The 25,712-nt window shown below is 65.2% G+C and carries 25 protein-coding genes; 10 read left to right on the top strand and 15 right to left on the bottom strand.

The genetic code is table 11. The features are described from left to right. Window positions 1–990, bottom strand: a 990-nt coding sequence (locus ACNPNP_RS16780) for an LLM class flavin-dependent oxidoreductase (RefSeq protein ID WP_448967159.1), incomplete at its 3' end; no start/stop codon positions are given. A gap of 67 nt (window positions 991–1,057) precedes the next feature. Next, the gene (locus tag ACNPNP_RS16775) at window positions 1,058–2,572 is read right to left on the bottom strand and encodes a class I SAM-dependent methyltransferase (protein WP_448967158.1); all 1,515 of its coding nucleotides are present in this window, start codon (window positions 2,570–2,572) and stop codon (window positions 1,058–1,060) included. A gap of 98 nt (window positions 2,573–2,670) precedes the next feature. On the opposite strand from ACNPNP_RS16775, the gene ACNPNP_RS16770 reads away from it, so the two are divergent. The 3 genes from ACNPNP_RS16770 (at window position 2,671) to trxA (ending at window position 6,218) form a co-directional block, all read left to right on the top strand. Next, window positions 2,671–4,734: a DUF6049 family protein gene (locus ACNPNP_RS16770; RefSeq protein ID WP_448967157.1), complete on the top strand. Its 2,064-nt coding sequence runs from the start codon at window positions 2,671–2,673 to the stop codon at window positions 4,732–4,734. Window positions 4,735–4,860: 126 nt separating this feature from the next. After that, the gene (trxB, locus tag ACNPNP_RS16765) at window positions 4,861–5,832 is read left to right on the top strand and encodes a thioredoxin-disulfide reductase (RefSeq protein ID WP_448967156.1); all 972 of its coding nucleotides are present in this window, start codon (window positions 4,861–4,863) and stop codon (window positions 5,830–5,832) included. A 62-nt stretch (window positions 5,833–5,894) separates the two neighbouring features. After that, window positions 5,895–6,218 carry a thioredoxin gene (gene trxA, locus ACNPNP_RS16760; RefSeq protein WP_033105602.1) on the top strand — a complete coding sequence of 108 codons (324 nt, stop codon included), beginning with the start codon at window positions 5,895–5,897 and terminating at the stop codon, window positions 6,216–6,218. A 108-nt stretch (window positions 6,219–6,326) separates the two neighbouring features. Here the strand turns inward: trxA and ACNPNP_RS16755 are convergent, their stop codons facing one another. From ACNPNP_RS16755 to rpmH, 13 genes are all read right to left on the bottom strand, one after another. Next, entirely contained in the window at window positions 6,327–6,662 is a 336-nt protein-coding gene (locus ACNPNP_RS16755; RefSeq protein ID WP_448967155.1) for a tryptophan synthase subunit alpha, read from the bottom strand. A gap of 9 nt (window positions 6,663–6,671) precedes the next feature. Continuing rightward, window positions 6,672–8,114 carry a sugar porter family MFS transporter gene (locus ACNPNP_RS16750; protein WP_448967154.1) on the bottom strand — a complete coding sequence of 481 codons (1,443 nt, stop codon included), beginning with the start codon at window positions 8,112–8,114 and terminating at the stop codon, window positions 6,672–6,674. 68 nt (window positions 8,115–8,182) lie between these two features. Next, window positions 8,183–9,160 carry a ParB/RepB/Spo0J family partition protein gene (locus ACNPNP_RS16745; RefSeq protein ID WP_448967153.1) on the bottom strand — a complete coding sequence of 326 codons (978 nt, stop codon included), beginning with the start codon at window positions 9,158–9,160 and terminating at the stop codon, window positions 8,183–8,185. After that, window positions 9,160–10,083: a ParA family protein gene (locus tag ACNPNP_RS16740; protein ID WP_448967152.1), complete on the bottom strand. Its 924-nt coding sequence runs from the start codon at window positions 10,081–10,083 to the stop codon at window positions 9,160–9,162. The genes ACNPNP_RS16745 and ACNPNP_RS16740 overlap by 1 nt, the downstream gene beginning before the upstream one ends. A 174-nt stretch (window positions 10,084–10,257) precedes the next feature. Beyond that, complete coding sequence (locus tag ACNPNP_RS16735; protein WP_448967151.1) at window positions 10,258–10,530, bottom strand: DUF1801 domain-containing protein; 273 nt, start codon at window positions 10,528–10,530, stop codon at window positions 10,258–10,260. Beyond that, window positions 10,531–10,692, bottom strand: a complete 162-nt coding sequence (locus ACNPNP_RS16730; RefSeq protein ID WP_448967150.1) for a hypothetical protein — start codon at window positions 10,690–10,692, stop codon at window positions 10,531–10,533. 534 nt (window positions 10,693–11,226) lie between these two features. Then, window positions 11,227–12,225, bottom strand: a complete 999-nt coding sequence (locus ACNPNP_RS16725) for an IS481 family transposase (RefSeq protein ID WP_448967149.1) — start codon at window positions 12,223–12,225, stop codon at window positions 11,227–11,229. A 171-nt stretch (window positions 12,226–12,396) separates the two neighbouring features. Continuing rightward, the gene (gene rsmG, locus ACNPNP_RS16720; protein ID WP_448967148.1) at window positions 12,397–13,023 is read right to left on the bottom strand and encodes a 16S rRNA (guanine(527)-N(7))-methyltransferase RsmG; all 627 of its coding nucleotides are present in this window, start codon (window positions 13,021–13,023) and stop codon (window positions 12,397–12,399) included. A gap of 31 nt (window positions 13,024–13,054) precedes the next feature. Continuing rightward, window positions 13,055–13,561 carry a Jag family protein gene (locus tag ACNPNP_RS16715; protein WP_448967147.1) on the bottom strand — a complete coding sequence of 169 codons (507 nt, stop codon included), beginning with the start codon at window positions 13,559–13,561 and terminating at the stop codon, window positions 13,055–13,057. Beyond that, window positions 13,558–14,628, bottom strand: coding sequence for a membrane protein insertase YidC (yidC, locus tag ACNPNP_RS16710; protein ID WP_448967146.1), 1,071 nt, complete (start codon window positions 14,626–14,628; stop codon window positions 13,558–13,560). Before yidC ends, ACNPNP_RS16715 begins: the two co-directional genes overlap by 4 nt. 3 nt (window positions 14,629–14,631) lie before the next feature. Beyond that, on the bottom strand, window positions 14,632–14,982 hold the full coding sequence (gene yidD / locus ACNPNP_RS16705; RefSeq protein WP_448967145.1) for a membrane protein insertion efficiency factor YidD: 351 nt from the start codon (window positions 14,980–14,982) through the stop codon (window positions 14,632–14,634). Next, window positions 14,979–15,329, bottom strand: coding sequence for a ribonuclease P protein component (gene rnpA, locus ACNPNP_RS16700; protein WP_448967144.1), 351 nt, complete (start codon window positions 15,327–15,329; stop codon window positions 14,979–14,981). Before rnpA ends, yidD begins: the two co-directional genes overlap by 4 nt. Window positions 15,330–15,334: 5 nt before the next feature. Continuing rightward, window positions 15,335–15,472: a 50S ribosomal protein L34 gene (gene rpmH / locus ACNPNP_RS16695; protein ID WP_055952712.1), complete on the bottom strand. Its 138-nt coding sequence runs from the start codon at window positions 15,470–15,472 to the stop codon at window positions 15,335–15,337. Window positions 15,473–15,793: 321 nt separating this feature from the next. Between rpmH and dnaA the strand changes: the two genes are divergently transcribed. From dnaA to ACNPNP_RS16660, 7 genes are all read left to right on the top strand, one after another. Continuing rightward, window positions 15,794–17,185 (top strand): chromosomal replication initiator protein DnaA, encoded by a 1,392-nt coding sequence (gene dnaA, locus ACNPNP_RS16690; protein ID WP_448967143.1) that lies wholly within the window; start codon window positions 15,794–15,796, stop codon window positions 17,183–17,185. Window positions 17,186–17,628: 443 nt separating this feature from the next. Next, window positions 17,629–18,771 carry a DNA polymerase III subunit beta gene (gene dnaN / locus ACNPNP_RS16685; RefSeq protein ID WP_448967142.1) on the top strand — a complete coding sequence of 381 codons (1,143 nt, stop codon included), beginning with the start codon at window positions 17,629–17,631 and terminating at the stop codon, window positions 18,769–18,771. A gap of 59 nt (window positions 18,772–18,830) precedes the next feature. Beyond that, complete coding sequence (recF, locus tag ACNPNP_RS16680; RefSeq protein WP_448967141.1) at window positions 18,831–20,027, top strand: DNA replication/repair protein RecF; 1,197 nt, start codon at window positions 18,831–18,833, stop codon at window positions 20,025–20,027. Further along, window positions 20,020–20,511 (top strand): DciA family protein, encoded by a 492-nt coding sequence (locus tag ACNPNP_RS16675; RefSeq protein ID WP_448967140.1) that lies wholly within the window; start codon window positions 20,020–20,022, stop codon window positions 20,509–20,511. The genes recF and ACNPNP_RS16675 overlap by 8 nt, the downstream gene beginning before the upstream one ends. Window positions 20,512–20,630: 119 nt before the next feature. Continuing rightward, window positions 20,631–22,703 carry a DNA topoisomerase (ATP-hydrolyzing) subunit B gene (gene gyrB, locus ACNPNP_RS16670; protein WP_448967139.1) on the top strand — a complete coding sequence of 691 codons (2,073 nt, stop codon included), beginning with the start codon at window positions 20,631–20,633 and terminating at the stop codon, window positions 22,701–22,703. A gap of 46 nt (window positions 22,704–22,749) precedes the next feature. After that, window positions 22,750–25,290 (top strand): DNA gyrase subunit A, encoded by a 2,541-nt coding sequence (gene gyrA / locus ACNPNP_RS16665; protein WP_448967138.1) that lies wholly within the window; start codon window positions 22,750–22,752, stop codon window positions 25,288–25,290. Further along, window positions 25,287–25,691 carry a DUF3566 domain-containing protein gene (locus ACNPNP_RS16660; protein WP_307360399.1) on the top strand — a complete coding sequence of 135 codons (405 nt, stop codon included), beginning with the start codon at window positions 25,287–25,289 and terminating at the stop codon, window positions 25,689–25,691. The genes gyrA and ACNPNP_RS16660 overlap by 4 nt, the downstream gene beginning before the upstream one ends. Window positions 25,692–25,712 lie beyond the last annotated feature (21 nt).

The raw sequence follows: 25,712 nt of genomic DNA, 5'->3' as shown, positions 1-25,712 counted from the left end.
GGGCGGCGCGAACGACTCCAGCACGTGCAGGTTGTAGTCCACGCCCAGCTGGTTCGGGATCGTCAGCATGAGGGTGTCCGCAGCCATCACGGCCTCGTCGGCGCGAAGCTGCTCGATGAGCACATCGGGCTCCGCGGCGTACGTCTTGCCGAACGTCGAGCGGAATCCGTCGATGATGCCGACCTGGTCTCCGTTCTCGGCGCTGCGCAGTCCGAAGTAGGCCCGATCCATGTCGTTGACCAGCGGGAACACGCTCCGGCTGACGGAGACGCGGGGCGTACCGGTGTGGCCGGCCGCCTTGTACGCCGCGCGATACAGGTCGATCTGCTCGCGCTGCAGCTGATGGAACGGCACGCCGGTGGCTTCCGTGAGCAGGGTCGAGCTCATCATGTTGAGACCCTTGCGGCCGGTCTCCTCGGCCGTCGCGCGCGAGCCGGACCCCCACCAGATGTGGTCTCGCAGCGTCTCGGAGCGCGGCTCGATCGCGAGGTATCGGCCTTCACCGACCTGCTGAGGATCGCCCTGCACGACACCCGCACCGTCGATCGCCTCGAGGAAGAGGTCGAACTTGTCACGGGCGAGGTCCGCACCACGTGGGTCTTCCGAGCCGACGTAGCCGAACGCCTCGTAGCCGCGCAGTGCGGTCTCGGGTGAGCCACGGCTCACGCCGAGCGCGATACGGCCGCGGGCGATCAGGTCGAGGGCTGCGGCCTCTTCCGCGAACTGCAGCGGGTTCTCGTACCGCATGTCGATGACGCCGGTGCCGACCTCGATGCGCTCGGTCTTCGCCGCCATCGCCGCCAGCAGCGGCATCGGAGACGCCGCCTGACGGGCGAAGTGGTGCACCCGCACGTACGCACCGTTGACGCCGAGCTGATCAGCGCCGACGGTGAGGTCGATCGTCTGATGCAGCATGTCGCCGGCCGTGCGCGTGCCAGAGCCGGGCACGGGGGCGTAGTGCCCGAACGAGAGGAATCCGAAAGCCTTCATGGTTTCATGCAACCGAATGGATGCCGCCGGCATTCCCGCCGCAGCCCGGCTCGCCGCATCCGCCCCATCAGCCCGCGACGAGGAACCCGTCGAGCACGAGCCGGCGGATGCGCGGCTCGAGATCGTTCCACAGGTCGACGAGCGGCACCTCGAACAGGTCCGCCAGCGCAGACACGATCTGCGTGACACCGAGCTCGCCGTCGCACGCTCCGACGAATCCGGCGAGCGCTGAGTCCACCGACACCGTGCGGCCGAAGCCACCGCCCTGGCGCAGCTCGATCACGCTCGGATCGTCATCCCCTGGCATGTAGTGCCGCGCTTCGGTGACATCCGCCGCCGTGACGAGGGTCTGCGGGATGCCGTCGGCCAATGAGTCGTGCGCGGCGAGGCCGTCGCGCAGCGCGCGACCAGGCGCCGACAGCGGCTGCGCGACCGTCTCGAAACGACGCAGCGGCTCATGACCGGCATCGCCCCGACGCATCAGCACGTATCCGAACCCGATGGCTGTGACACCTCGTGCCGCGAAGTCGTCCAGCCAGGCCTCCAGCATCCGCCCGAACGCGTCCTCGCGCGGCGTGGTGCCGCCGTCGCGGATCCACAGCTCGGCATAGGTCAGAGGTGTGAGCTCTTCGCGCTGGATCACCCAGGCATCGAGCGACGGATCGATCCACGACTCGAGACGGTCGAGGCCGGATGTCTCGACCGTCTCCCAGTTGCCGAGCAGCTGCGCGATGCCCCCTGGCGTGAGATGCGCGGGAGCGGTGCGCACGAAGTGCTCCACGAGCGCATCACCGATGAGCCCGCCGTCACGGTACTCGTACGCGGTGACGCCGTCGACGCGCGGAGTGATGACGAACGGTGGATTCGAGACGATCAGGTCGAATGCCTCTCCCTCCACCGGTTCGAACATGCTGCCCTGTCGGAACGTCACGTTGCTCACACCGTTCAGGCGCGCGTTGAGTTCCGCGAACGCGAGCGCCCTCGCCGAGATGTCGGTCGCGACGACCTCGCCCGCATGACGAGAGACGAGGAGGGCCTGGATGCCGCATCCGGTGCCGAGGTCCAGTGCCCGACCGACCGGCACCGGCACGATCAGCTCGGCGAGCGTGCGGGATGCTCCGCCCACACCGAGCACGTGATCGGCGGGCAGTTCCGTGCCGAGCGCCAGTTCGTCGAGGTCGCTGGCGATCCACCATTCGCCGATGCCGTCGGAATCCACGAACGACTGCGGACGGATCAGCGCCGCAGGCGCGACATCCTCCTCATCATCGGAGAACCGGGCGAGGCCGAGGCCGATCAGCCCCTCGAAGCCGAGGCGGGGCAGGGCCTGATCGACCAGTGCGACCGGCTGCGGCATGCCGAGCACGAACAGGCGACCGAGCGTCGCGAGCGTTCCGACATCCCGTGCGATCGCACGCAGCAGGGGCTCGAGCACGCCGCGGCCGAGTGCGTCGTCGGCTTCTTCACCCCACAGGCGCCGCAGCGGCTCGGAACGGAAGTCTGCGGCATCCAGATCCGACGCCAGCGCATCGACGAGAGACGGATCGGGAGTGGGCTGGAGCGCGTCGGACACGGCCGTCACTCTACGCGCCTTCAGGCTTCCCCTCGCACACCCGCCTAGAATCACAGGGTCACAACTCACGGGCTGACCGCCGCGGTCCCCGAGGAAGACCAGAGACGTTGATCACCCCCCGATTCGGCCGTCGTGTGCGCGCACAGCGCCGTGCACGCGGTGCGCTGGTGTTCGCGGTGGCCGCCGCACTCATCGCCGCGCCGCTGCTGACACCGCCGACTGCGGCGTTCGCCGATGAGGACGCACCGGCCGACGGCGCCGTCGAGATCTCGCTCTCGGCAGGAGTGCACGGGGTGTCCCAGCCGGGTTCGTCGCTGCTGACCACGATCACGATCGACAACGGCACCCCGGCGGAGCTCTCCCCCGGTCAGGTCACGGTGGAGTTGAACCGCACCGCCCTGACGGACGGCGCCGCCGTGACGACCTGGCTCGATTCCGGGGAGGCACCAGGCGGGTTCACCTCGCTCGGCGTCGAGGAGACCGAGACGATCGCAGCATCCGACAGTTCCACCATGTCGGTGCTGACGCCCGTCGGCACGCTCGGCGCGCTGCCCGACGGCATCTATCCGATCCGTGCGACCCTCGCGGCGGACACGTCGACCCCCGCTGCTGCGACCACGGCGACGAGCGTGCTGATCATCCACGGCGACGCCGCTGCACGGGTCACGGTGCTCGTACCGGTGACGGCGACACCGGCCGACGGCGCTCTCCTCACTGCCGAGGAGCTCACCATCCTCACCGCCCCTGACGGCGCGCTCACCGCGCAGCTCGACGGCGTCGCCGGAACCTCGGCCTCGCTCGCGGTCGACCCGCTGATCCCTGCAGCGATCCGCGCGCTCGGCGCTGCGGCCCCTGCGACGTCGGTCCAGTGGCTGGATCGCCTCGAATCACTCCCCAACGATCGATTCGCGCTGCAGGCCGGAGACGCGGACGCGACAACGCAATCACGTGCGGAACTGCCCGGCCTGCTGACGCCGCTGCCGCTCGCCTCCGAGCTCGATCCCGCGAACTTCGCCACGGCGACGCCTACGCCCTCGCCGACCACCACGCCGACGCCCACTCCGGCCCCTACTCCGACCGGCCCCGTGCTGCCGTCCGACGCTGACCTCATGTCGATCGAGCGCGCGTCCCCCGGCGTGCTCTGGCCGACGCCCGGCGTCGACACCACCGACCTCGCGACGTTCGACGAATGGATGTCGGGTGATGCGACGACCATCGTGCCGTCGACGTCGATCGCCGCAGCCACCGGCGCAGTGGTCGACGTCGACGGATACCGCGCGCTGGTGATGGATGCGGCGGCCTCCGCCGCCCTGTCGGATGCCGTCGCAGAGTCGGACGACGGCATCCGCGAAGAGCACATCGCGGAGGGAATGGCCCACCTCGCGCTCACCGGTCCCGCCTCGTCGGTGCTGGTGGGACTCGACCGGAACGAGGCGCGCACGGCAGAGTCGCTCCGCGAGACGATCCTGTCGGTGTCGGCGATAGCCGACCCGACCGACTTCAGCACGCTGCGTACCGGCTCACCGCAGTCGGCGACCCTTCGCGTGGTGGAGACGGATGCCGCAGCATCCGCCGACCGTGCCGCGCAGCTGAAGACGCTCCTCGCCGACGAATCCCGCCTGACCGCGTTCGCGACGATCCTCGACGATCCTCTTCTGCTGCTCTCCCCCGAACGGCTTCGGATGCTGCGCGTGATCGGCATCCGCGACGCCGAAGGATACGCCGACGCCGTCGCCGCCCGGCGCGTCGAGACGACGACCACGCTCGACGCGGTGGGAGTGCAGGAGCCGAGCCCGATCCAGTTGTTCACGGCGGCGGCGCCGATGCCCGTCTGGGTGCGCAATGATCTGCCGTGGCCGGTCAACGTGCAGCTGACGTCGACGCCATCCGACGCTCGTCTCGATGTGCAGCCTTCGATTTCTGTCGAGGCGCTGCCCGCCAGCAACACCCGAGTCAAGGTGCCGGTGGAGGCACGAGTGGGCAGCGGATCGCTCACCGTCGACTTCTCGCTCGCTTCACCCACCGGGGTGCAGATCGGCACCGACCAGACCGCAGCCGTAACCGTGCGCGCCGAGTGGGAGACCATCGGTCTCGGGATCCTGGGGGGGATCATCGGACTGTTCCTCGTGCTCGGCATCATCCGCACCGTCGTGCGGCGGCGCAAAGGGTAGATCGAGCGGTGCCCGGCGGTCGCACGGGCATGTTTTCACCAGGCGGTAGAGGACGCGGGTGCGGGAATGCCGCGCGACTACCATTGGTTGAAGCATCCGAGGCAAGAATTCACAGACGGGGAGCACATGCGTCAGGTCATCATCATCGGGTCCGGTCCTGCGGGATTCACCGCTGCCATCTACGCGGCGCGCGCGAACCTGAAGCCGCTTCTCATCGCAAGCTCCGTCGAGGTCGGCGGAGAGCTCATGAACACCACCGAGGTCGAGAACTACCCCGGGTTCCCCGAGGGCATCCAGGGCCCTGAGCTCATGGCGAAGTTCCAGGAGCAGGCGGAGAAGTTCGGCACCGAGGTCGTCTATGACGACGTCACGTCGCTCGAGCTCGACGGCCCCGTCAAGAAGCTCACCCTCGGCAGCGGCGCCACCCACGAGGCTGCGACGATCATCTACGCGACCGGCTCGGCCTATCGCAAGCTCGGCATCGAAGGCGAAGAGCGGCTGTCCGGCTACGGCGTCTCCTGGTGCGCCACCTGCGACGGCTTCTTCTTCCGCGAGAAGAACATCGCGGTCGTCGGCGGCGGCGACTCGGCGATGGAGGAGGCGACCTTCCTCACCCGCTTCGCTTCGAAGGTCTACGTGATCCACCGCAAGGACACGCTGCGCGCCTCGAAGATCATGCAGGAGCGTGCCTTCGCGAACGAGAAGATCGAGTTCGTCTGGAACACCGAGGTCGACGAGATCACCGGTGGCGACAGCGTCAACGGCGTGAAGCTGCGCAACACGGTCGACGGCACGGTGAGCGAGCTCGCGCTCGACGGCCTGTTCGTCGCCATCGGCAACGACCCGCGCACCCACCTCGTTCACGGCAAGCTCGACCTCACCCCCGAGGGCACGATCTGGATCGACGGCCGCTCCTCTCGCACCTCGGTCCCCGGCGTCTTCGCCGCGGGCGACGTGATCGACCCGACCTATCGTCAGGCCATCACGGCTGCGGGCACCGGCACGATCGCCGCGCTCGACGCGGAGCACTTCCTCGCGGATTTTGACGACGCCTCCGTGGAGTTCCCCGCGGCGGAGGCGGCCGCGATCATCGCTTGACGGGAACACTTTCCGTTCAACCGCTGTTGTAGCGGGTGAACCCCAATCCAAGGAGAAATCTGATGACTGCCAAGGTAACGAGCCAGGCGACCTGGGACCAGGATGTGCTGCAGGCTGAAGGCCCCGTACTCGTGGACTTCTGGGCCGAATGGTGTGGACCGTGTCGCATGGTCGCGCCGGTGCTCGACCAGATCCAGTCTGAGAACCCGGACAAGATCACGATCGTCAAGCTCAATGTCGACGAGAACCCCGAGCTCGCCATGAAGTACCAGATCACGTCGATCCCGGCGATGAAGGTCTTCCAGGGCGGCGAGGTCAAGACGACGATCATCGGCGCCAAGCCGAAGCCCGCGCTCGAGAAGGATCTGGCCGCGTTCATCGGCTGATCCGCTTCTCTTCAGGCCCGTCTCTCCATTCGGAGGGGCGGGCCTTTTTGTATGCGCTTCACGGCATACGATTCGGTCCGGCCGTGACGCGAACGCCGGTGACGTGACTCACTGCACGTCGGCGACGGTGGTGTCCCACTTGCGATGACGGGTCTCCACGCCCAGCAGGCGCCACACCGCCGGGGTCAGCTCGGGGTACTCCAGGGCGATCTGCCGCATCACGCGGTAGTTGCGCGTCGTGTTCGGGCGCACACCGTCGTTGGCGGCGATGTTGTCGGCCCGCAGCAGGTAGACCACGAGCTCGTCGACGCTGGGAAGGTCTTCCATGAAGTCCCACGGGTCTTCACCGCTCAGAAGACGCTCCTGGATGAGCACCGCCAGTTCGTCCGCCGCTTCCGCCCTCAGGACCTCGAGGCTGGCACGACGCGGAACGGCTTCTGACATGCTTCAAGCCTACGCGCGCTTTCCGCCACCCCGGCGCGGCAGGTTCACGACATCCGTCATCGTCTCGAGCTCTCTGCCCTTCGTCTCCGGCACCTGATAGAAGACGAAGAAGAACGACACGACGGCGAAAAACGCGTAGAACCCGTAGGCGAACGTCAGCCCGATCTCAGCGAAGGCCGGGAACGTCGTGGAGATGAAGAAGTTCGCGATCCACTGCGCGGCCGCAGCGACCGCGAGGGCGCCGGCACGGATGCTGTTCGGGAACATCTCGCCCAGCAGCACCCAGACGAGCGGGCCCCAGGTCGCGCCGAAGAACACGACGAAGCCGTTGGCGCAGATCAGCGCGATCAGCGACCACGGTTGCGGGAGCACGACGCTGCCGTCCTGCAGGGTGCCGAACGAGAACGCGACCGCCATCATGCCCAGCGTCACGGCCATGCCGATGGAACCCGTCAGCAGCATCGGACGTCGGCCGACCTTGTCGACGAGAAGGATGGCGATGATCGTGACGACGATGTTCGTGATGGACGTGAAGACCGACGTCAGAAGCGCGCTGGACTCATCGAATCCGACCGAGAGCCACAGAGTCGTCGAGTAGTAGAAGATCACGTTGATGCCGACGAACTGCTGGAAGACGCTCAGGAGGATGCCGACCCAGACGATCGGCTTGAGCCCGAACCGTTCCCCGCGCAGGTCGCTCAGCGACTCGCGCTTCTCGGCGTTCAGAGTGGAGCGGATCTCTTCGATCTTGACGTTCACATCGGTCTCGCCGGTGAAGTCGAAGAGCACCTGGGATGCCTTGTCGATCTGGCCACGAGCCACCAGGAAGCGTGGAGATTCGGGCAGTCGCAGCGCCATGACGCCGTAGACGATGGCCGGGATGGCCTCGACCATGAACATCCAGCGCCACGCGTCGATACCGAACCACAGCACGTCGGCAGCCGAGCCGGCGATGTTCGCGAGGAGAGCGTTGGAGAGCAACGCGGTGAAGATACCGGTCACGATGGCGAGCTGCTGCAGCGAGCCGAGCCTGCCGCGCACCTTCGCCGGCGACACTTCCGCGATGTAGGCGGGAGCGATGACGGATGCCGCCCCCACTCCGATGCCACCGATCACGCGCCAGACGATGAGGTCGATGACCCCGAAGGCGAGGCCCGAACCGATCGAGGACGCGAGGAACAGAACCGCCGCGATCACCATCACGGGGATGCGGCCGAGTTTGTTCGCGAGGCTCCCGGCGAACCAGGCACCGACCGCGCAACCGAGCAGTGCGGACGACACGGCGAAGCCCTGCAGAGCCGGCCCGAGGTCGAAGGCCCCGGCGACAGCATCCACCGCTCCATTGATCACCGCGGTGTCGAAGCCGAACAGGAACCCGCCGAGCGCGGCGGCGATGCTGATTCCGATGACCCTGGCGCTGAAACGGCCGACCGTGCTCTTCTTCTCTGACATGTGCCCTCCCCCGTCTGTGCTCACTCTAGGAGTTCGCGGCGGTTCACCGCGAGGGCGCGGCTATAACTTCAGGATCCGTAGCCCTGTTCACCCAGCTCCGACAGGATGCGGTTGAGATCCTGAATGGATGCGAATTCAATCGCGACCTGGCCTTTTCGTGCACCGAGGGTGATCTTGACCCGGGTGTTCAGTCGGTCGCCGAGCTTGCCGGACACCTCGTCGAGATAGGCGCGTCGCGCCCCAGGTTGCGGCTTCTGCGTCTTCGATCCGGATGAGGGCACAGCCTTCGCCGCCTCTTCGGTGGCACGGACTGAGAGGTCTTCGTTGATCACCTTGTCGGCGAGCTTCTGCATCGCCTCCGGGCTGTCGAGCGAGAGCAGAGCACGGGCGTGACCGGCGGACAGCACCCCCGCAGCGACGCGCTGCTGCACCGGAACCGGGAGCCTGAGCAGCCGGATCGTGTTGCTGATCTGGGGTCGGGATCGGCCGATGCGCGTCGCGAGCTCCTCCTGGGTGATCCCGAAGTCCTCGAGCAACTGCTGGTAGGCCGATGCCTCTTCCAGGGGGTTCAACTCGGACCGGTGCAGGTTCTCCAGGAGGGCGTCACGCAGCAGGTTCTCGTCTGCGGTCTCGCGCACGATCGCCGGGATCGCTTCGAGACCGGCCTCACGCGCCGCGCGGGTACGCCGCTCCCCCATGATCAGCTCGTAGTCGCCGTCCGTGTTCTTGCGGACGATCACCGGCTGGAGCACACCGAACTCCCGCACGCTGTGCACGAGCTCGGCCAGGTCGTCCTCGTCGAAATGCGTACGCGGCTGCCGCGGGTTGGGAACGATCTTCTGAGGGTCGATCTGGATCAGATGGATGCCGGGAACCGTGGTGAGGTCGGGCTCTTCCGCAGGAGACTCATCAGGCACCGTGATCGTGATGTCGGTCGTCGGACGCAGCGAGGCACCGGGGAAGAACACGTCCACCGGGCGCTCCGCCTGGTCTGCAGTGGGGATGAGTGCGCCGATTCCTCGACCCAATCCGGTGCGCTTGGCCATCAGTTCTCCTTGCTCTGCGTCGTGTGCGACGCGATTTCGACAGCGGCCTCGCGATATGCGATCGCACCGGCGGAGGTTCCGTCGTATGCGATCACCGTCTGGCCGAAACTGGGTGCCTCCGAGATCCGCACCGAGCGCGGGATCACGGTCTGCAGCACCTGTTCAGGGAAGTGCGTGCGTACCTCTTCCGCCACCTGTTGCGCGAGACGGGTGCGCCCGTCGTACATCGTGAGGAGGATCGTCGAGAGGTGAAGCTCGGGATTGAGATGCTTCTGGATCATCTGGATGCTGCCGAGAAGCTGGCTCAGACCCTCGAGCGCGTAGTACTCGCACTGAATGGGGATGAATACCTCGGATGCCGCGGTGAAGGCGTTGATCGTCAGAAGGCCCAGTGACGGAGGGCAATCGATGATCACGAAGTCGACGGTGTTCTCCGTCAGGTACTGCGTGAGAGCGTTGCGGAGTCGGTGCTCGCGAGCGACCTGAGCGACGAGCTCGATCTCCGCGCCGGCGAGGTGGATCGTGCTGGGTGCGCAGAGCAGATTCGGTGACTCGGGGCTCTGCTGGACGATGTCGGCGAGCGGGACGTCATCGATCAGGACGTCGTACACGCTCGGGGTCTCCGCGTTGTGAGGGACGCCGAGCGCTGTAGAGGCGTTTCCCTGCGGGTCCAGGTCGATGACCAGAACCTTCGCACCGAACGTCGCCAGTGCGGACGCGATGTTCACGGCGGTCGTCGTCTTGCCGACGCCGCCCTTCTGGTTCGACACCGTGAGGACGCGAGTCTCGCCGCTGAACTCGACGGTGATCGCCTCCAGTGCACGTCTGCGCGCGCTCAGATCCGCGATCTCTCGTGCCAGTGGAGTGTCTACCCCGAAAGTACTGTTCGGTGCTGCCTTTTCAGACTGTTTCACGTGAAACATCCGCTCCTTTCGGGACCGTCTTCCACTCTAACCGCTAGGGCCGACGTTGCGAACCGAACGGAGCCCCGCCTACCGTGCCGACCCGTACGCGCTCGGTCGGCGACGACTCATGTGTTTCACGTGAAACATCGCGCCTCGACGGCTCGCAGCGCCACCGCAGGCGCGATTCAGAGCTCACGGAGGGGGAACGTGGGCTGCGGCGTACTCGATGAGTGCTCGAAGTGCTGGATCCCGGACGACTGCATCTGTGCCCAGCTTCACACTGCGCATGGACAGGCGCCCTCCCCCTTGTCGGCCGCCGCCAGTCGGAAGCAGACCTTGGGGATCCGGGAGGTCGCCGCCGTAGTAGAACCCGAGCGTGACGTGATTCTTGAAGGGAATGAGGTAGGAGAACTGCTCGGTGAACTTCTTGGGCCCGATCCCCCAGCCGACTGTTCCCTGTGTCAATCAGACGACCTCGACAGTCTCGGGAAGCACTTCGTAGACGAGGTTCCGAACAGCCGTGGCAATCGCCTGCACGTGTTCAGGACGACCGTCCATCAATGCCAGGAAAGCGGCAGCGTCCGTGACCCGGGCTGTGATCACCGTGCCAGCGCGTGCGTCACTCATGCTTCCACGCTACAACCCGAAGCCCCACACCGTTTCACGTGAAACATCTCGTGCTCCCCTGCACGACCTATCAAGCACTGTCCACATCAGATGCGCTAGCCCCTCCCGCCGAACCGATGCCTATGGCAACCACCTGGCCCGCGGTCAGTACCCTCCTCTGATTGCCACGGGGGCCTTCCATGTTTCACGTGAAACATTCGACTCAAGCGACCGTCCGACCAAGCGGAACGGCGAAGCTCGCTCCCTCTGCGACGTAGCGAGCGCACAGGGGTGCCGGACGAACGAGCATCAGGGTGCCCGCGAAGGGGCCCCGGGTCCCCTGCACTGCGAGAGAGCCGGCATCCCGAGCCCGGTCGCCCCGAGCGCACTCCGGCGGAAGAACCTCGATGACCAACCACCAACGACACGTGTTTCACGTGAAACATCGCTCGGACCCGAGCACCCCACCACAACCTGAGCGGCGAAGCTCGCTCTCCGCGCGGACGGAACAGGACGCAGGGATGTCGAGCGAACGAGCACCGGGAGGGGCCTCCGCTAGCTGTAGTTCCCTGTGAGGTTGTGAACGCGTTCTGACGGTGTTTGGCCGTCGATGCCTGTGTGGGGTCGGTGGTGGTTGTAGTGGTGGAGCCAGACGGTGTAGGCCTGGGTGCGTGCGTTTTCGCTGTCGTAGGCGGTCGCGTAGGCCCATTCGGTGGCGAGGGTGCGGTTGAAGCGTTCGACTTTCCCGTTGGTTTGCGGGCGGTAGGGCTTGGTGCGTTTGTGTCTGATGTTGCCGAGTGCTGCAGCGAAGGCGTGGGATCGGTAGCAGGCGCCGTTATCGGTCATGACAGAGGTGACGGTGATCCCGATGCTGGCGAAGAAGGTGTTGGCGCGTTGCCAGAATGCCGCGGCGGTCTCTTTGCGTTCGTCGTCGAGGATCTCGGAGTATGCCACTCGTGAGTAGTCATCGACGGCGTGATGCAGGTAGCGGTAGCCGCGGGATCCTGATGCTCCCGCGCGTGCGGCGCGGTCACGGGCGACACCGACCCGGCGGTCTTGCGCGGATCCGCGGTGGTGGATCCGCCATCCGCCGCCGTCGGGAATGCGGCCCTGTTTCTTGATATCCACGTGCACCAGTTGACCGGGCGCGGTGGCTTCGTAGCGACGGGGCGTGGGTTTGCGTACGCGCAGACCGGTGGACTGGTCAACGTGGGCCAGCAATGGCATCGAGTATCGGGAGAGCACGCGGCCGACCGTCGAACGGTGCAGCCCCAGGTGATACGCGATGCGGTGCGGGCCCCAGCGACGGGTGAAACGCAACGCGATGACACGACGCTCGATGCGTCGCGGAAGCTGGTTCGGACAGCACCGCGGCCTGGAACTGCGATCGGTTAACGGCTGTCCAGATCGGTAGCGATCGACCCATCGTTTCGCGGTCGCCGGCGAGCACTGGAACCGTTCGGCCGCGCGCCGAAGCGACCAGCCATCCTGAGTTATCAACAGGGCAAGACGTCGCCGCCCCTCAGGCGTCAACGGAGCATTAGCGTGAGTCATGGAGACCTCCGGTTTAGAGATGCGAGTGTGGTAACCCACATCCTGGCCGGAGGTCTTCTCTATGTCACGCGTTCACAACCTCCCGAGGAAATACAGCTAGCGGGGAGGGAACCCGTTCTGCGAGAGAGTCGGCTGTCCAGAGCCGGGCCACCAGAAGGTCAGACCGACCGACTAACCCCGAACCGTAGCCCGGACGACCCGAGTGGTCTCCGCGAGTACACCCTCACCCAGCACTTCGACACGCACGTCGCTGAGTCGGTACTTCTTGATCTGCTTGGCAGCCGCCTCGATCTCGGCGGGTGCATTCATGCCCTTGAGCAGGGCGAGCTCTCCCCCGTCGCGAACCAGCGGGGCAGTGAACGGAATGAGCGTGCGCAATGCACTGACCGCCCGGGCGGTGACGAAGTCGAACTTCGCGGTCGCCGGCACATCCTCGGCCCGCGATCGCAACACCTCGACGTTCTCGAGCCCCAGCTCGGCGGCCTGCTCGTTCAGCCAGGTGACCCGGCGTTCCATCGGCTCGATCAGAGTCCAGCGGACGTCGGGCCTCGCGATCGCGAGCACGAGGCCGGGGAGCCCGGCGCCGGATCCGATGTCTGCCGCTGTGCCGTGGAAGATGGGCGCGGCGATCGAACTGTTGAGAATGTGGCGGGTCCACAGCCGAGGAAGTTCCAACGGTCCGATCAGTCCGCGCTCTTCACCCTGCTCTGCGAGTGCGGCGGTGAACTGACGAGCGAGATCAATCCGATCACCGAAGATCGATGCCGCGACAGGCGGCTCCACCTCAAGCGAACTCATACCGATCCCCCACGATGTTTCACGTGAAACATCAACGTCGGCGGATCACCGTGTGGCGATCGGCGCCGTCGCCGTACGACTCGGATACGAGTTCACGGTCTGCCACGATGTCGTGCACGAGCTTGCGCTCATAGCTCGACATCGAAGGGAGCGACGCCTGAGACGCGCCTTCGTCAAGCTTCACGACCGCAGCATCCACCAGCTTCTCCAGCTGGCGACGACGTGCGTCGCGGGATCCGCCGACATCGAGGATCAGGCGTGAGAAGGCACCTGTCTTGCTCTGCACCGCCAAGCGAGTGATCTCCTGCAGCGCCTGGACCGTGTCGGGGTCAGCGAGAACCGAGATCCCCTCCCCCTCAGCATCGACCGAGACATAGGCACGCCCCTGACGCACGTCGAGATTCAGATCGCCGTCGATGTCCGCGATGTCGAGGAGCTCTTCGAGGAAGTCGGCAGCGACATCACCCTCGTGCTCGAGCTGCTCGACAGTGGGCTCCGAACGATCGGTCGCGCGCTCCGCGATGTTCTCACCGGTCATGAGTTGGGGCCCTTCTTCTTGGCTCGCTTCTTACCCACTGGCTGCTGACGCTTCGGAGCGTTCTGCTTCGCCTTCTCCGCCTCGTCCAGCATCCGCTTCTGCTCGGCCTCGTAGACCGACATCGGCACGCCCTTGCCGGAGGAATCGATCGCCTTGCCCTTGCGAGCGAGGCGCTCTTCGCGCGCCTTGGCAGCCTCGGAACCGGGTGTCGGCATCTCGCGGATGACGAGGAACTGCTGCGCCATCGTCCACAGGTTCGAGATGAACCAGTACACGACGACACCGAGCGGGAAGAAGACACCCGAGAAGATGAAGCCCAGCGGCAGCACGTAGAGCATGATCTTCTGCATCTGGTACGCCTGGCCGGTCTTGGCCTCAGGCGAGAGGTTCTTCGAGATGATCTGCAGCTGCGTGAAGAACTGCGAGCCGATCATCAGCACGACGAGGACGACGAGCAGGACGATGGCGATCGTGTTCTGGCTCTCGACGGCCTGACCGAGTGTGCCGTGCAGCGACACCGAGCCGAAGATCGTGGCGTCGTAGAACTGCTTCGTGAGCTCGGAACTCAGCAGTCCGACGCCTCCGAGGTTGTTCTGCGCATGCTTGGTGACGTCGTTGAGCACGCTGAACAGCGCGAAGAAGATCGGCATCTGCACGATCAGAGGCAGACAGCTCGACATCGGCGAAGTGCCGTGCTTCTTGTACAGACCCATGGTCTCGCGGCTCATCGCCTCGCGAGAGAGCTGGTCTTTCTTGCCCTTGTACTTCTCCTGGATCTTCTTCATCTCAGGAGCGATTTCCATCATCTTGCGCTGGCTCTTGATTTGCCGCACGAACAGGGTAAATACTGCTCCACGAACGACGATGACCAGACCGACGATCGACAGGATCCAGGTGATGCCCGACGCCTCGGGAAGACCGACGGTGGTGAAGAGCCAGTGCCAGGCGACGAGGATGAGCTCGACGGCCCACTTCAACGGCCAGAGGATCGTTCCGAGCAGGTCGAAGCCACCCCCACCGGAATCAGGAGCGGGAGTCGCAGAGGCGAGCAGAAGGTCAAGACCCACTGATCAGTCCTTTCGGGAAGGTACGACGAAACCTCGAGCGGTCAGGTCATATCGGAAATGGTCATGAGGACGGACGTCGTCGACGCCGCCTTTGGTCCAGGGATTGCAGCGCAGGATCCGCCATGCCGAGAGCGCTGCCCCCTTCACAGCACCGTGCTGCTGTACCGCACCTACAGCGTAAGCCGAGCAAGATGGGTAATACGCGCACACGTCGCCATACAGAGGCGAGATCACCGCGCGATATCCCGCGAGGAAGCCGAGCACGAGATTGCGGGGGATCAGCGGGATGCTGCGTACGAGGTCGCTTCCGTGCAGGTGTGCGGTACCCATCGCGTAGGACGGCAACGCGCTCATGCCGTCACCCGCCCGCGGGTCAATCTCGCCAGACACCTGGTCACATCCGCCTCGAGCTCCGAGAAAGGAGCCGTCGCAGACGCAGGAAGGGCACGGATGACGACATCCGTGCCCTCGGGAACGTTGATCACCGCCGATGCGCAGACAGCCTTGAGGCGTCGGCGCACAGTGTTGCGGATCACAGCGTTGCCCACTTGCTTGCTGATGATGAACCCGAACCTGGGCTCACGTGCTTCACCGGTCGCCAACATCGAAGTGACGACACGGGCGCCCCCGCACCGAACACCGCGACGGACGACCGATCTGTAGTCGGTGCCTCGCGTCAGTCGGAACGGACGGGCGAGCACGAGGCTTACGCCGAGAGCTCGGTGCGGCCCTTCGCGCGGCGAGCCGAGAGGATGCCGCGGCCGGCACGGGTGCGCATGCGGGCGCGGAAACCGTGCTTCTTGGCGCGACGACGGTTGTTGGGCTGGAAAGTACGCTTGCTCATGGAATCACTCCGGGAATGGTGTCACCGGGTGAGTACGACCGGAGACGATGGGAACTGCCCAGATCCGGGCATAAGTCAACCGATTAAGGGTACGTCTTACCGGCGCAGAGGGCAAATCTCCACGCCACGACCGGTCCGAGCATCAACACTCCGCACAGCAATTATCCACAACCTCGACACTCGCGGGCTGCACAACACACCCCCGGTTTTCCACAGGCAGGTTGCCGTTCACAGCCTGGATGGCTACCGTGGCATCCGAAGTTATCCACAGGGGGGAAGGCCGTTTCGGTCTGCCCTCCGCGATTCCCCGTCCGGAGCACCATGTCCTCTCCTGCCCAGCCCGACGTTCCGATCTGGGCGCAGGTGGCGGATCTCCTCGATCACGATGACCGTGTGACTCCTCAGTTGCAGGGCTTCCTGAGTCTCGTCGTGCCGGCCGGTGTCATGGGCGCGACGCTCTATCTCGATGTGCCGAACGACCTCACCGCTGCGCAGATCAACAAGCGTCTGAGGATGCCGATCATGGAGGCGCTCACGCGGATCGGCGACGAGGTGACGACCTTCCGTGTCGTCGTGAATCACGAACTCGCCGAGCAGCCGACGGCGCCGATCGCGGTGGCGGACTTCACACGATCAGAGGCGCCTCGCACGGAGTCGCCCATGGAGCAGCCGACACCGTTGCGGCACGAGTCACGATTGAACCCGAAGTACACGTTCGACAACTTCGTGATCGGGCAGTCGAATCGCTTCTCGCACGCGGCAGCGGTCGCAGTGGCCGAAGCGCCGGCGAAGGCATACAACCCGCTGTTCATCTACGGAGACTCCGGACTCGGCAAGACGCACCTCCTCCACGCGATCGGCGACTACGCGCAATCCCTCTACACAGGGGTGAAGGTCCGTTACGTCTCGAGCGAGGAGTTCACCAACGACTTCATCAACTCGATCGCCAACAACCGCGGATCCGCATTCCAGGCCCGCTACCGCGACGTCGACATCCTCCTCATCGACGACATCCAGTTCCTGCAGGGTCGCGCCGAGACGCAGGAGGCGTTCTTCCACACCTTCAACACACTGCACGACCACAACAAGCAGGTCGTGATCACCAGCGACGTCGCCCCGAAGCACCTCACCGGCTTCGAGGACCGGATGCGCAGCCGCTTCGAGTGGGGCCTGATCACGGATGTGCAGGCGCCCGACCTCGAGACCCGCATCGCGATCCTTCGCAAGAAGGCACAGAGCGAAGCACTGCACATCCCCGACGAGGTCCTCGAGTACATCGCGACAGTCGTCTCTTCCAACATCCGTGAACTGGAAGGCGCTCTGATCCGCGTCTCCGCCTTCGCGAGCCTCAATCGGTCCTCACTCGACATCGCCCTCGCGCAGACGGTCCTGCGAGACATCGTCGACACGGCCGAGGACAACATCATCTCGCCGACCGACATCATCACCGCGACCGCGCAGTACTTCAAGCTCACGGTCGACGACCTCTACGGGTCGAGCAGATCGCAGCAGATCGCGACCTCGCGTCAGATCGCGATGTACCTGTGCCGCGAACGCACCAATCTCTCCCTGCCGAAGATCGGCCAGCTGTTCGGCAACCGCGACCACACGACGGTGATGTACGCGTACAAGAAGATCAGCGAGCTCATGAAGGAGCGTCGCTCGATCTACAACCAGGTCACCGAGATCACGACGCAGCTCGGCCGGCGCTGACGAAGGACCCCGCAACCGGTCCCCTGACTCCGATCGAGGCTTGACAGCGCCCGGAGGCATCGGATAAATGCCGGTTTGCACATGTGGATAACTTGTGGATGAATGTGTGCCGAGTTCGGGACGAATGTGTGCCGATCCACGCATCCTGTGGATAACTCGGGATCACACGGTTGTCATCCACACCCCGTATTGGTGCGGATTCCTCAGGGATTCCACATCTCACACGCGTGTAGTTCCCTACTCGCCACTGATATCCACCGAGTTATCCACAGTATCCACAGCGGTTAACACTGTTAAGGAGTTAACCCTTTGAGAGCCCGATCCGATCACCTCAAGGGCGGCGGAAGTGGTCGTATGGCGGATCGTTGCTGTGGGGATACGATGGGAACCCCTGACGTGGGCCAACCCGCATCAGGTCATGTAATTACGACGAGGGAGCGCCCGTGAGGTTCCAGGTCAACCGCGATGTCTTCAGCGAAGCAGTGTCCTTCGTCGTCAAGCTGCTGCCTCAGCGCAACCCGCAGCCGATCCTCGCCGGAGTCCTGATCGAGGCGGGCGAGCAGGGGCTCACACTCTCGGCATTCGACTACGAGGCCTCGGCGCGGACGACGATCGAAGCCACGATCGACACTCCTGGCACGATCCTCGTGCACGGCCGCCTTCTCTCCGACATCGCCAGCCGCCTGCCGAACGCGCCGATCGAGATCGCCGTCGAGGAAGACGGTGGCATCGCCGTCACCTGCGGATCCGCACGATTCACTCTCGCGGCCATGCCCGTCGAGGAATATCCCTCCATCCCCGAAGTCTCCGGATCATCCGGCGTCGTCCCGGCGGACGACTTCGGCACCGCCATCGCCCAGGTCGGGTTCGCCGCCTCTCGCGATGATGTGACGCCGGTGCTCACCGGTGTGCAGCTCGAGGTGTCCGGCCATAGCCTGAGCCTGGTCGCCACCGACCGCTACCGTGTCTCGCTGCGGGATGTGCCGTGGGACGGCGACGCACCGGAGCAGACCGCTCTGGTTCCCGCCCGCACGCTGACAGAGGTCGGAAAGACGTTCGGTCACGCCGGCACGATCCAGGTCGCCTTCTCCGGCGAGGGCGATCGCGAGATCATCGCGTTCACCGCGGGCAACAAGACGGTGACCTCGCTCCTGATCAAGGGGAACTTCCCTCCCGTGCGGCGTCTGTTCCCGGAGCAGACCGAGCATTATGCGGTGGTGAACACGGCCGATCTCATCGAGGCTGTTCGCCGTGTCGCCCTGGTACTCGATCGTGCAGCGCCGCTGCGGTTCACCTTCACGTCCGACAGTGTGACCATGGATGCTTCCGGCAGCGAGCACGCCCGTGCATCCGAGTCGGTCGACGCGCACCTCTCCGGTGGCGATGACGTCACTCTGGGTCTGAACCCGCAGTACCTGACCGAGGCGCTCAGCGCCGTCAAGAGCGAGTTCGTCCGCGTGACGTTCACCTCGAGCGACAACGCGAACAAGCTCAGTCCCGTCCTGATCACCAGTCAGACCTCGGTCGACCAGGCCGGAAACGATTCGTTCAAGTACCTGCTCCAGCCCAACCTCCTCCTGCGCTGACGACCCGAACGGCTCGGCGGCGGCCGAGGGATGTCGGCGCCGAAAGGTAGGGTGAATCCGTGATTGTGGAGCATCTGAGCCTGGTGGACTTCCGCAATTATGCGACCGCCGAACTGGCACTGCTCCCCGGCCCGAACGTGCTCGTCGGACGCAACGGACAGGGCAAGACGAATCTTGCGGAAGCGGTCGTCTTCCTCGCGACTCTGGGTTCGCATCGGGTGTCCTCCGATGCCCCGATGGTCAGAGACGGCCACGAGTTCGCGGTGATCAGAGCCCGCCTGTCGGTCGGTGAGCGGAAGGTGCTCGCCGAGGTGCAGATCAACCGTCAGGGTTCGAACAAGGCGCGCATCAACGGCTCTCCATCGAAGACGAACGAGCTCCCCCGCTACGCGCACGTCGTGCTCTTCGCACCGGAAGACCTGCAGATCGTGCGTGGTGACCCGTCGTCGCGGCGGCGTTTCGCAGATCAACTGCTGATCCAGCGCACTCCCCGCATGGCTGCGGTGCTCGGCGACTACGACCGCGTGCTCAAGCAGCGCACCGCGCTGCTGAAATCGGCTCGAGCCCGCGGCATCCGCGGTGAGGCCCTCGCCACTCTCGATGTCTGGAACGACAAGCTCGTCGCCCTCGGATCCGAGATCATCGACGCGCGTCTGCGTCTGGCTGCCGATCTGCAGCAGCCGCTCGCCGAGGCGTACACGGCGATCGCGGGCGAGGATCATCGTCCCGAGATCGAATGGGCGCTGTCGGTGCGCGGCGGAGATCCCGAAGAGGGTGAGGAGGGTTCATCCGATTCGCGCGGTGAGATCGCCGAGATGTTCCGTGCTGCGCTCGATGCCAAGCGCACCCAGGAGCTCGATCGCGGCCTCACGCTCGTCGGTCCGCACCGCGACGACCTGTTGCTGCGCGTGCGCTCACTGCCGGTGAAAGGCTACGCCTCGCATGGCGAATCGTGGTCTGTCGCCCTCGCGCTGCGACTGGCCTCGGCCGAGTTGCTGCGTGCGGAATCCCCTGCCGGCGATCCCGTGCTGATCCTCGACGACGTCTTCGCCGAACTGGATGCGGATCGACGACGACGACTCGCGGCACTCACCGTCGGATACGAGCAGGTGGTGGTGACTGCCGCTGTCGAGGAGGATATCCCCGAAGAGCTGCACCGTCATGTGGTCCGCATTCACGCGGGCACCATCACCGACGACCGCACCGGATCCGACCAGGGCACCGGCGATGACGCAGAGGAGGAAGCAGATGAGTGACGCGGCATCCGAGACCCCCGAGACCGTCGCGACCTACCTGCGCCTGCGCGGTCTGCAGCCGAGCTCGAAATCCTGGAAGCGCAAGCGTCGCATCCGCGACGACGACGAGAACGCGCCGTTCACGCCCGGCCGCGACCCTGGCGCCCTCGGCGCCGTGCTCGACAAGCTCAGCCGGGAGTCCGGATGGGAGATCACTCTCGCGCGTGAAGACCTCGTGCGGCAGTGGGCGGATCTCGCGGGGTCCGACACCGCGAAGCACTCAGAGCCGGTCTCATTGGAGAACGGGATGCTGACGGTCAAGTGCGATTCCACGGCGTGGGCGAAGAACCTCCAGTTCATGCGTGCGACCATCCTCACCGAGATCGGCAGACGCTATCCGCAGGCGGGTGTGAACAACCTCCGTTTCATAGGACCGGACGTTCCCTCTTGGAAATGGGGGCCGAGAGCCGTCCCAGGGCGCGGTCCACGCGATACCTACGGGTAGGGCATCAACGGAGGCCCCTCGATTGATTTCAGGGCCACACACGGCCGTATAGCCGTATCTTCGGGTTCCAGACGCGCTAGACTGAGCATTCGAGATATCGATGTGGAGAATCACCTCTGATGACGCCTGAAACCCCTGCTGACGAGCCTGAATCGACAACCGGGGGCACCCCCGACGCCGAGTCCACCGCAACCCCCAAGCAGAAGCATCAGGGCGAGTACGGAGCCAACGAGATCCAGGTTCTCGAGGGTCTCGAGGCGGTGCGCAAACGCCCCGGCATGTACATCGGCTCCACCGGACCGCGCGGTCTGCATCACCTGGTGCAGGAGATCGTCGACAACTCCGTCGACGAAGCGATGGCGGGTCACGCCGACACCATCCTCGTCACACTGCTCGCAGACGGCGGAGTCCGAGTCGTCGACAACGGTCGCGGCATCCCGGTCGATCCGCACTCCTCCGACCCGAGCAAGTCGACCGTCGAGGTCGTGCTGACGATCCTGCACGCCGGCGGCAAGTTCGGCGGCGGCGGATATGCCGTCTCCGGCGGTCTGCACGGCGTGGGTTCGTCGGTCGTGAACGCGCTCTCCACGCGATTCGAGATCGAGATCAAGCGCCAGGGTCACGTGTGGACGCACGGGTTCTCGAACGGCGGAGTCCCCCGGGCCGAGGGCCTCATCAAGGGTGCCGAGACCGACGAGACCGGTACGAACATCACGTTCTGGCCGGATGCCGAGATCTTCACGGAAGGCGTCGAGTTCGACTACGAGACGCTGCGCACCCGGTTCCAGCAGATGGCGTTCCTGAACAAGGGCCTGCGCATCGAACTGCAGGACGAGCGCGAGGGCGCGACCTACGAGGTCGAAGAAGAGGGCACGACGATCACGAAGCAGCGCAGCGATGTGTTCCTCTATGAGCGCGGCCTCGTCGACTACGTGGAGTACCTGAACAGGGTGCGTCACGCCGAGGTCGTCAACGACGAGATCATCGACTTCGAGTCCGAGGACACCGAGCGCAAGATCTCGCTCGAGGTCGCGATGCAGTGGACGACCGGTTACACCGAGAACGTCTTCACCTACGCGAACACCATCAACACCCACGAGGGCGGAACGCACGAAGAGGGCTTCCGCGCCGCACTGACCACGCTGGTCAACAAGTACGCGCGCGCGAACAACCTGCTCAAGGAGAAGGACGACAACCTCTCCGGCGACGACGTGCGCGAGGGTCTCACCGCCGTCATCTCGATCAAGCTCGGCGAGCCGCAGTTCGAGGGCCAGACCAAGACCAAGCTCGGCAACACCGAGGCGAAGGCGTTCGTGCAGAAGGTCGTCGGCGATCAGCTCGGCGACTGGCTGGAGCGCAACCCGACGCAGGCGAAGAACGTCATCCGCAAGTCGATCGATGCGGCGACCGCGCGCATGGCCGCGCGCAAGGCCCGCGAGACCGCCCGCCGCAAGAGCGTCTTCGAGTCGGCCGCCATGCCGGACAAGCTCAAGGACTGCACGAGCAAGGATCCGTCGATCAGCGAGATCTTCCTCGTCGAGGGCGACTCGGCAGGCGGTTCGGCCGTGCAGGGTCGCGACCCGCACACCCAGGCGATCCTCGCGCTGCGCGGCAAGATCCTCAACGTCGAGCGCGCCCGCCTCGACAAGGCACTGGGCAACCGTGAGGTCCAGGCGATGATCCAGGCCTTCGGCACCGGCATCGGTGAGGACTTCGACATCGAGAAGGCGCGGTATCACAAGATCGTGCTGATGGCGGATGCCGATGTCGACGGCCAGCACATCACGACGCTGCTGCTCACGCTGCTGTTCCGCTACATGCGCGGGCTGATCGAGGCAGGCTTCGTCTACCTCGCGATGCCGCCGCTCTACAGGCTGAAGTGGTCGAACCAGCCTCACGAGTACGTGTACTCGGACGCCGAGCGCGACGCTCTGCTCAAGCACGGCATCGAGAGCGGCAAGCGCATCCCCAAGGACAACGGCGTGCAGCGCTACAAGGGTCTCGGCGAGATGAACGCCAAGGAACTGTGGGAGACCACGATGGACCACAACACCCGCACGCTCCGTCAGGTGACCATCGAGGATGCCGCCGCGGCGGATGAGATCTTCAGCGTGCTGATGGGCGAAGACGTCGAGTCCCGCCGCAACTTCATCCAGCGCAACGCGAAGGACGTCCGTTTCCTGGACATCTAGACGTTCGTCTCCCCTCGCGTGAACGACCGGAATCGAAAGAACACACATGACTGACGAAGAACGCCCCGACGCCGCAGCCTTCCACGAGCACGGCAAGATCGATCAGGTCGATCTGAAGTTCGAGATGGAGCGCAGCTACCTCGACTACGCCATGGCGGTCATCGTCGGGCGAGCGCTGCCTGATGTGCGCGACGGCCTGAAGCCCGTGCACCGCCGTGTGATCTACGGCATGTACGACGGCGGCTACCGCCCGGACAAGGCGTTCTCGAAGTGCGCCCGCGTGGTCGGCGAGGTCATGGGTCAGTACCACCCGCACGGCGACACCGCGATCTACGACACCCTCGTGCGTCTCGTGCAGCCCTGGGCACTGCGCTACCCGCTCGCTCTCGGGCAGGGGAACTTCGGCTCCCCCGGCAACATGGGTGCGGCCGCGCCTCGTTACACCGAGACGAAGATGGCTCCCCTCGCGCTCGAGATGGTGCGCGACATCGAAGAGGAGACGGTCGACTTCTCGCCGAACTACGACGGTCAGACCCAGGAGCCCGACGTCCTGCCGGCGCGGTTCCCGAACCTGCTCGTCAACGGTTCCGTCGGCATCGCGGTCGGTATGGCCACCAACATCCCGCCGCACAACCTGCGCGAGGTGTCGGATGCCGCCCTCTGGGCGCTGGACAACCCCGATCTGCCGCGTGAGGAGCTCCTCGAGGGACTCATCCAGCGGATCCCCGGTCCCGATTTCCCGACCGGTGCGCAGATCCTCGGTTCCAAGGGCATCCACGAGGCCTATCGCACCGGCCGAGGGTCGATCACGATGCGCGCGGTCGTCAACGTCGAGGAGATCCAGGGCCGTACGTGCCTCGTGATCACCGAGCTGCCGTACCAGGTGAACCCCGACAACCTCGCGGTGAAGATCGGTGACCTCGCGCGCGACGGCAAGATCACCGGCATCGCCGACATCCGCGACGAGACCAGCGACCGCACAGGCCAGCGCCTCGTGGTCGTGCTCAAGCGGGATGCCGTCGCCAAGGTCGTGCTGAACAACCTGTACAAGCACACTCAGCTGCAGGACAACTTCGGCGCGAACATGCTGGCGATCGTCGACGGCGTGCCGCGCACGCTCGCGCTCGACGGGTTCATCGCGAACTGGATCGCGCACCAGATCGACGTGATCGTGCGCCGCACCACCTTCCGCCTGCGCAAGGCGGAGGAGCGCATGCACATCCTGCGTGCGTACCTCAAGGCGCTCGACGCCCTCGATGAGGTCATCGCGCTGATCCGCCGCTCCCCCACGGTGGACGAGGCGCGCACCGGACTGAAGTCGCTGCTCGACATCGACGACGTGCAGGCCGACGCGATCCTCGCGATGCAGCTGCGTCGCCTCGCGGCCCTCGAGCGTCAGAAGATCATCGACGAGGCCAATGAGATCGAAGCGCAGATCGCCGAGTTCAAGGCGATCCTCGCCGATGAGGGGCGTCAGCGCACGATCATCCGCGAAGAGCTGACCGGTATCGTCGAGCGGTTCGGCGACGACCGTCGCACGCACATCCTGCAGGGCTTCGACGGCGACGTGTCGATGGAAGACCTCATCGCCGAAGAGGAGATGGTCGTCACGGTCACCCGTGACGGCTACATCAAGCGCACTCGCAGCGACAACTACCGTTCTCAGCACCGCGGAGGCAAGGGCGTCAAGGGCGCCCAGCTGCGGGCGGACGACATCGTCGAGCACTTCTTCGTCACCACCACTCATCACTGGCTGCTGTTCTTCACGGACAAGGGCCGGGTCTACCGCACCAAGACGTACGAGGTGCCGGAGGCCGGTCGTGACGCGAAGGGCACGCACGTCGCGAACCTGCTCGCACTGCAGCCGGATGAGAGCATCGCGCAGGTGCTCGACATCCGCGACTACGACGTGGCGGAGTATCTGGTGCTCGCGACCCGCGACGGACTGGTCAAGAAGACCCGCCTGACCGAGTACGACACGAACCGTCAGGGCGGTGTCATCGCGATCCGCCTGCGCGAGGAGGACGAGCTGGTCAGTGCCCTGCTCGTCGACAACACCGACGACATCCTGCTCATCTCGCGCCATGGCATGTCGTTGCGCTTCAACGCCACGGATGAGGCGCTGCGACCGATGGGACGCGCGACAGCCGGCGTGAAGGGAATGGGCTTCCGCGGCGAGGACAATCTGCTCTCGGCATCCGTCGCAGATGAGAACGCGTTCGTGTTCGTCGTCACCGACGGCGGCTATGCGAAGCGCACCGCCGTGGACGCATATCGCGTTCAGGGACGAGGCGGAATCGGCATCAAGGTCGCCAAACTCAACGACGATCGGGGCACTCTCGCGGGCGGTCTGATCGTGTCTGAGGACGACGAGGTCTTGGTGGTTCTGTCCAGCGGCAAGGTGGTACGCTCTGCCGTGGCCGAGGTGCCCGCCAAGGGCCGAGACACCATGGGAGTGGTGTTCGCCAGGACGTCCGAGAAGGACCGGATCCTCGCCATCGCACGTAACGGAGAACGTCGCATCGTCGAAGAACTGGACGAGGCGGACTCCGACACTGAGACCCCTGAGGAAAGCAACGACGTATGAGCACAGTAGCCGACAAGCTGGCGAAGAAATCGACGCGTAAGACCGGCGGCAAGCAGGTTCGCCTGCGCCTGGTCTACGTCGATTTCTGGTCGGCGGTGAAGCTCTCGTTCCTGGCAGCGGTCGCACTCGCGATCGTGACCATGGTGTCGTTCTTCCTGATCTTCCTCGTGCTGCAGGCGACCGGCATCATGTCGCAGGCGGACGAGTTCGTCGGCAACATCACGGACGGATCCGTCTCGCTCGCCTCACTCATGGGTCTTCCCCAGGTGATGGCCTTCGCGGCGGTCGTGTCGATCCTCAACCTGATCGTGGTCACGGTGCTGGGGGCTGTCGGCGCCGGCATCTACAACCTCGCCGTCAAGGTCACGGGTGGCCTGCTCGTCGGGTTCACCTCGAACTGACTCGAAGAACGAAGGGGGGGG

It is taken from the genome of Microbacterium xerophyticum, from assembly GCF_053543555.1.
This window is presented reverse-complemented; position numbering and strand designations above follow the sequence as displayed.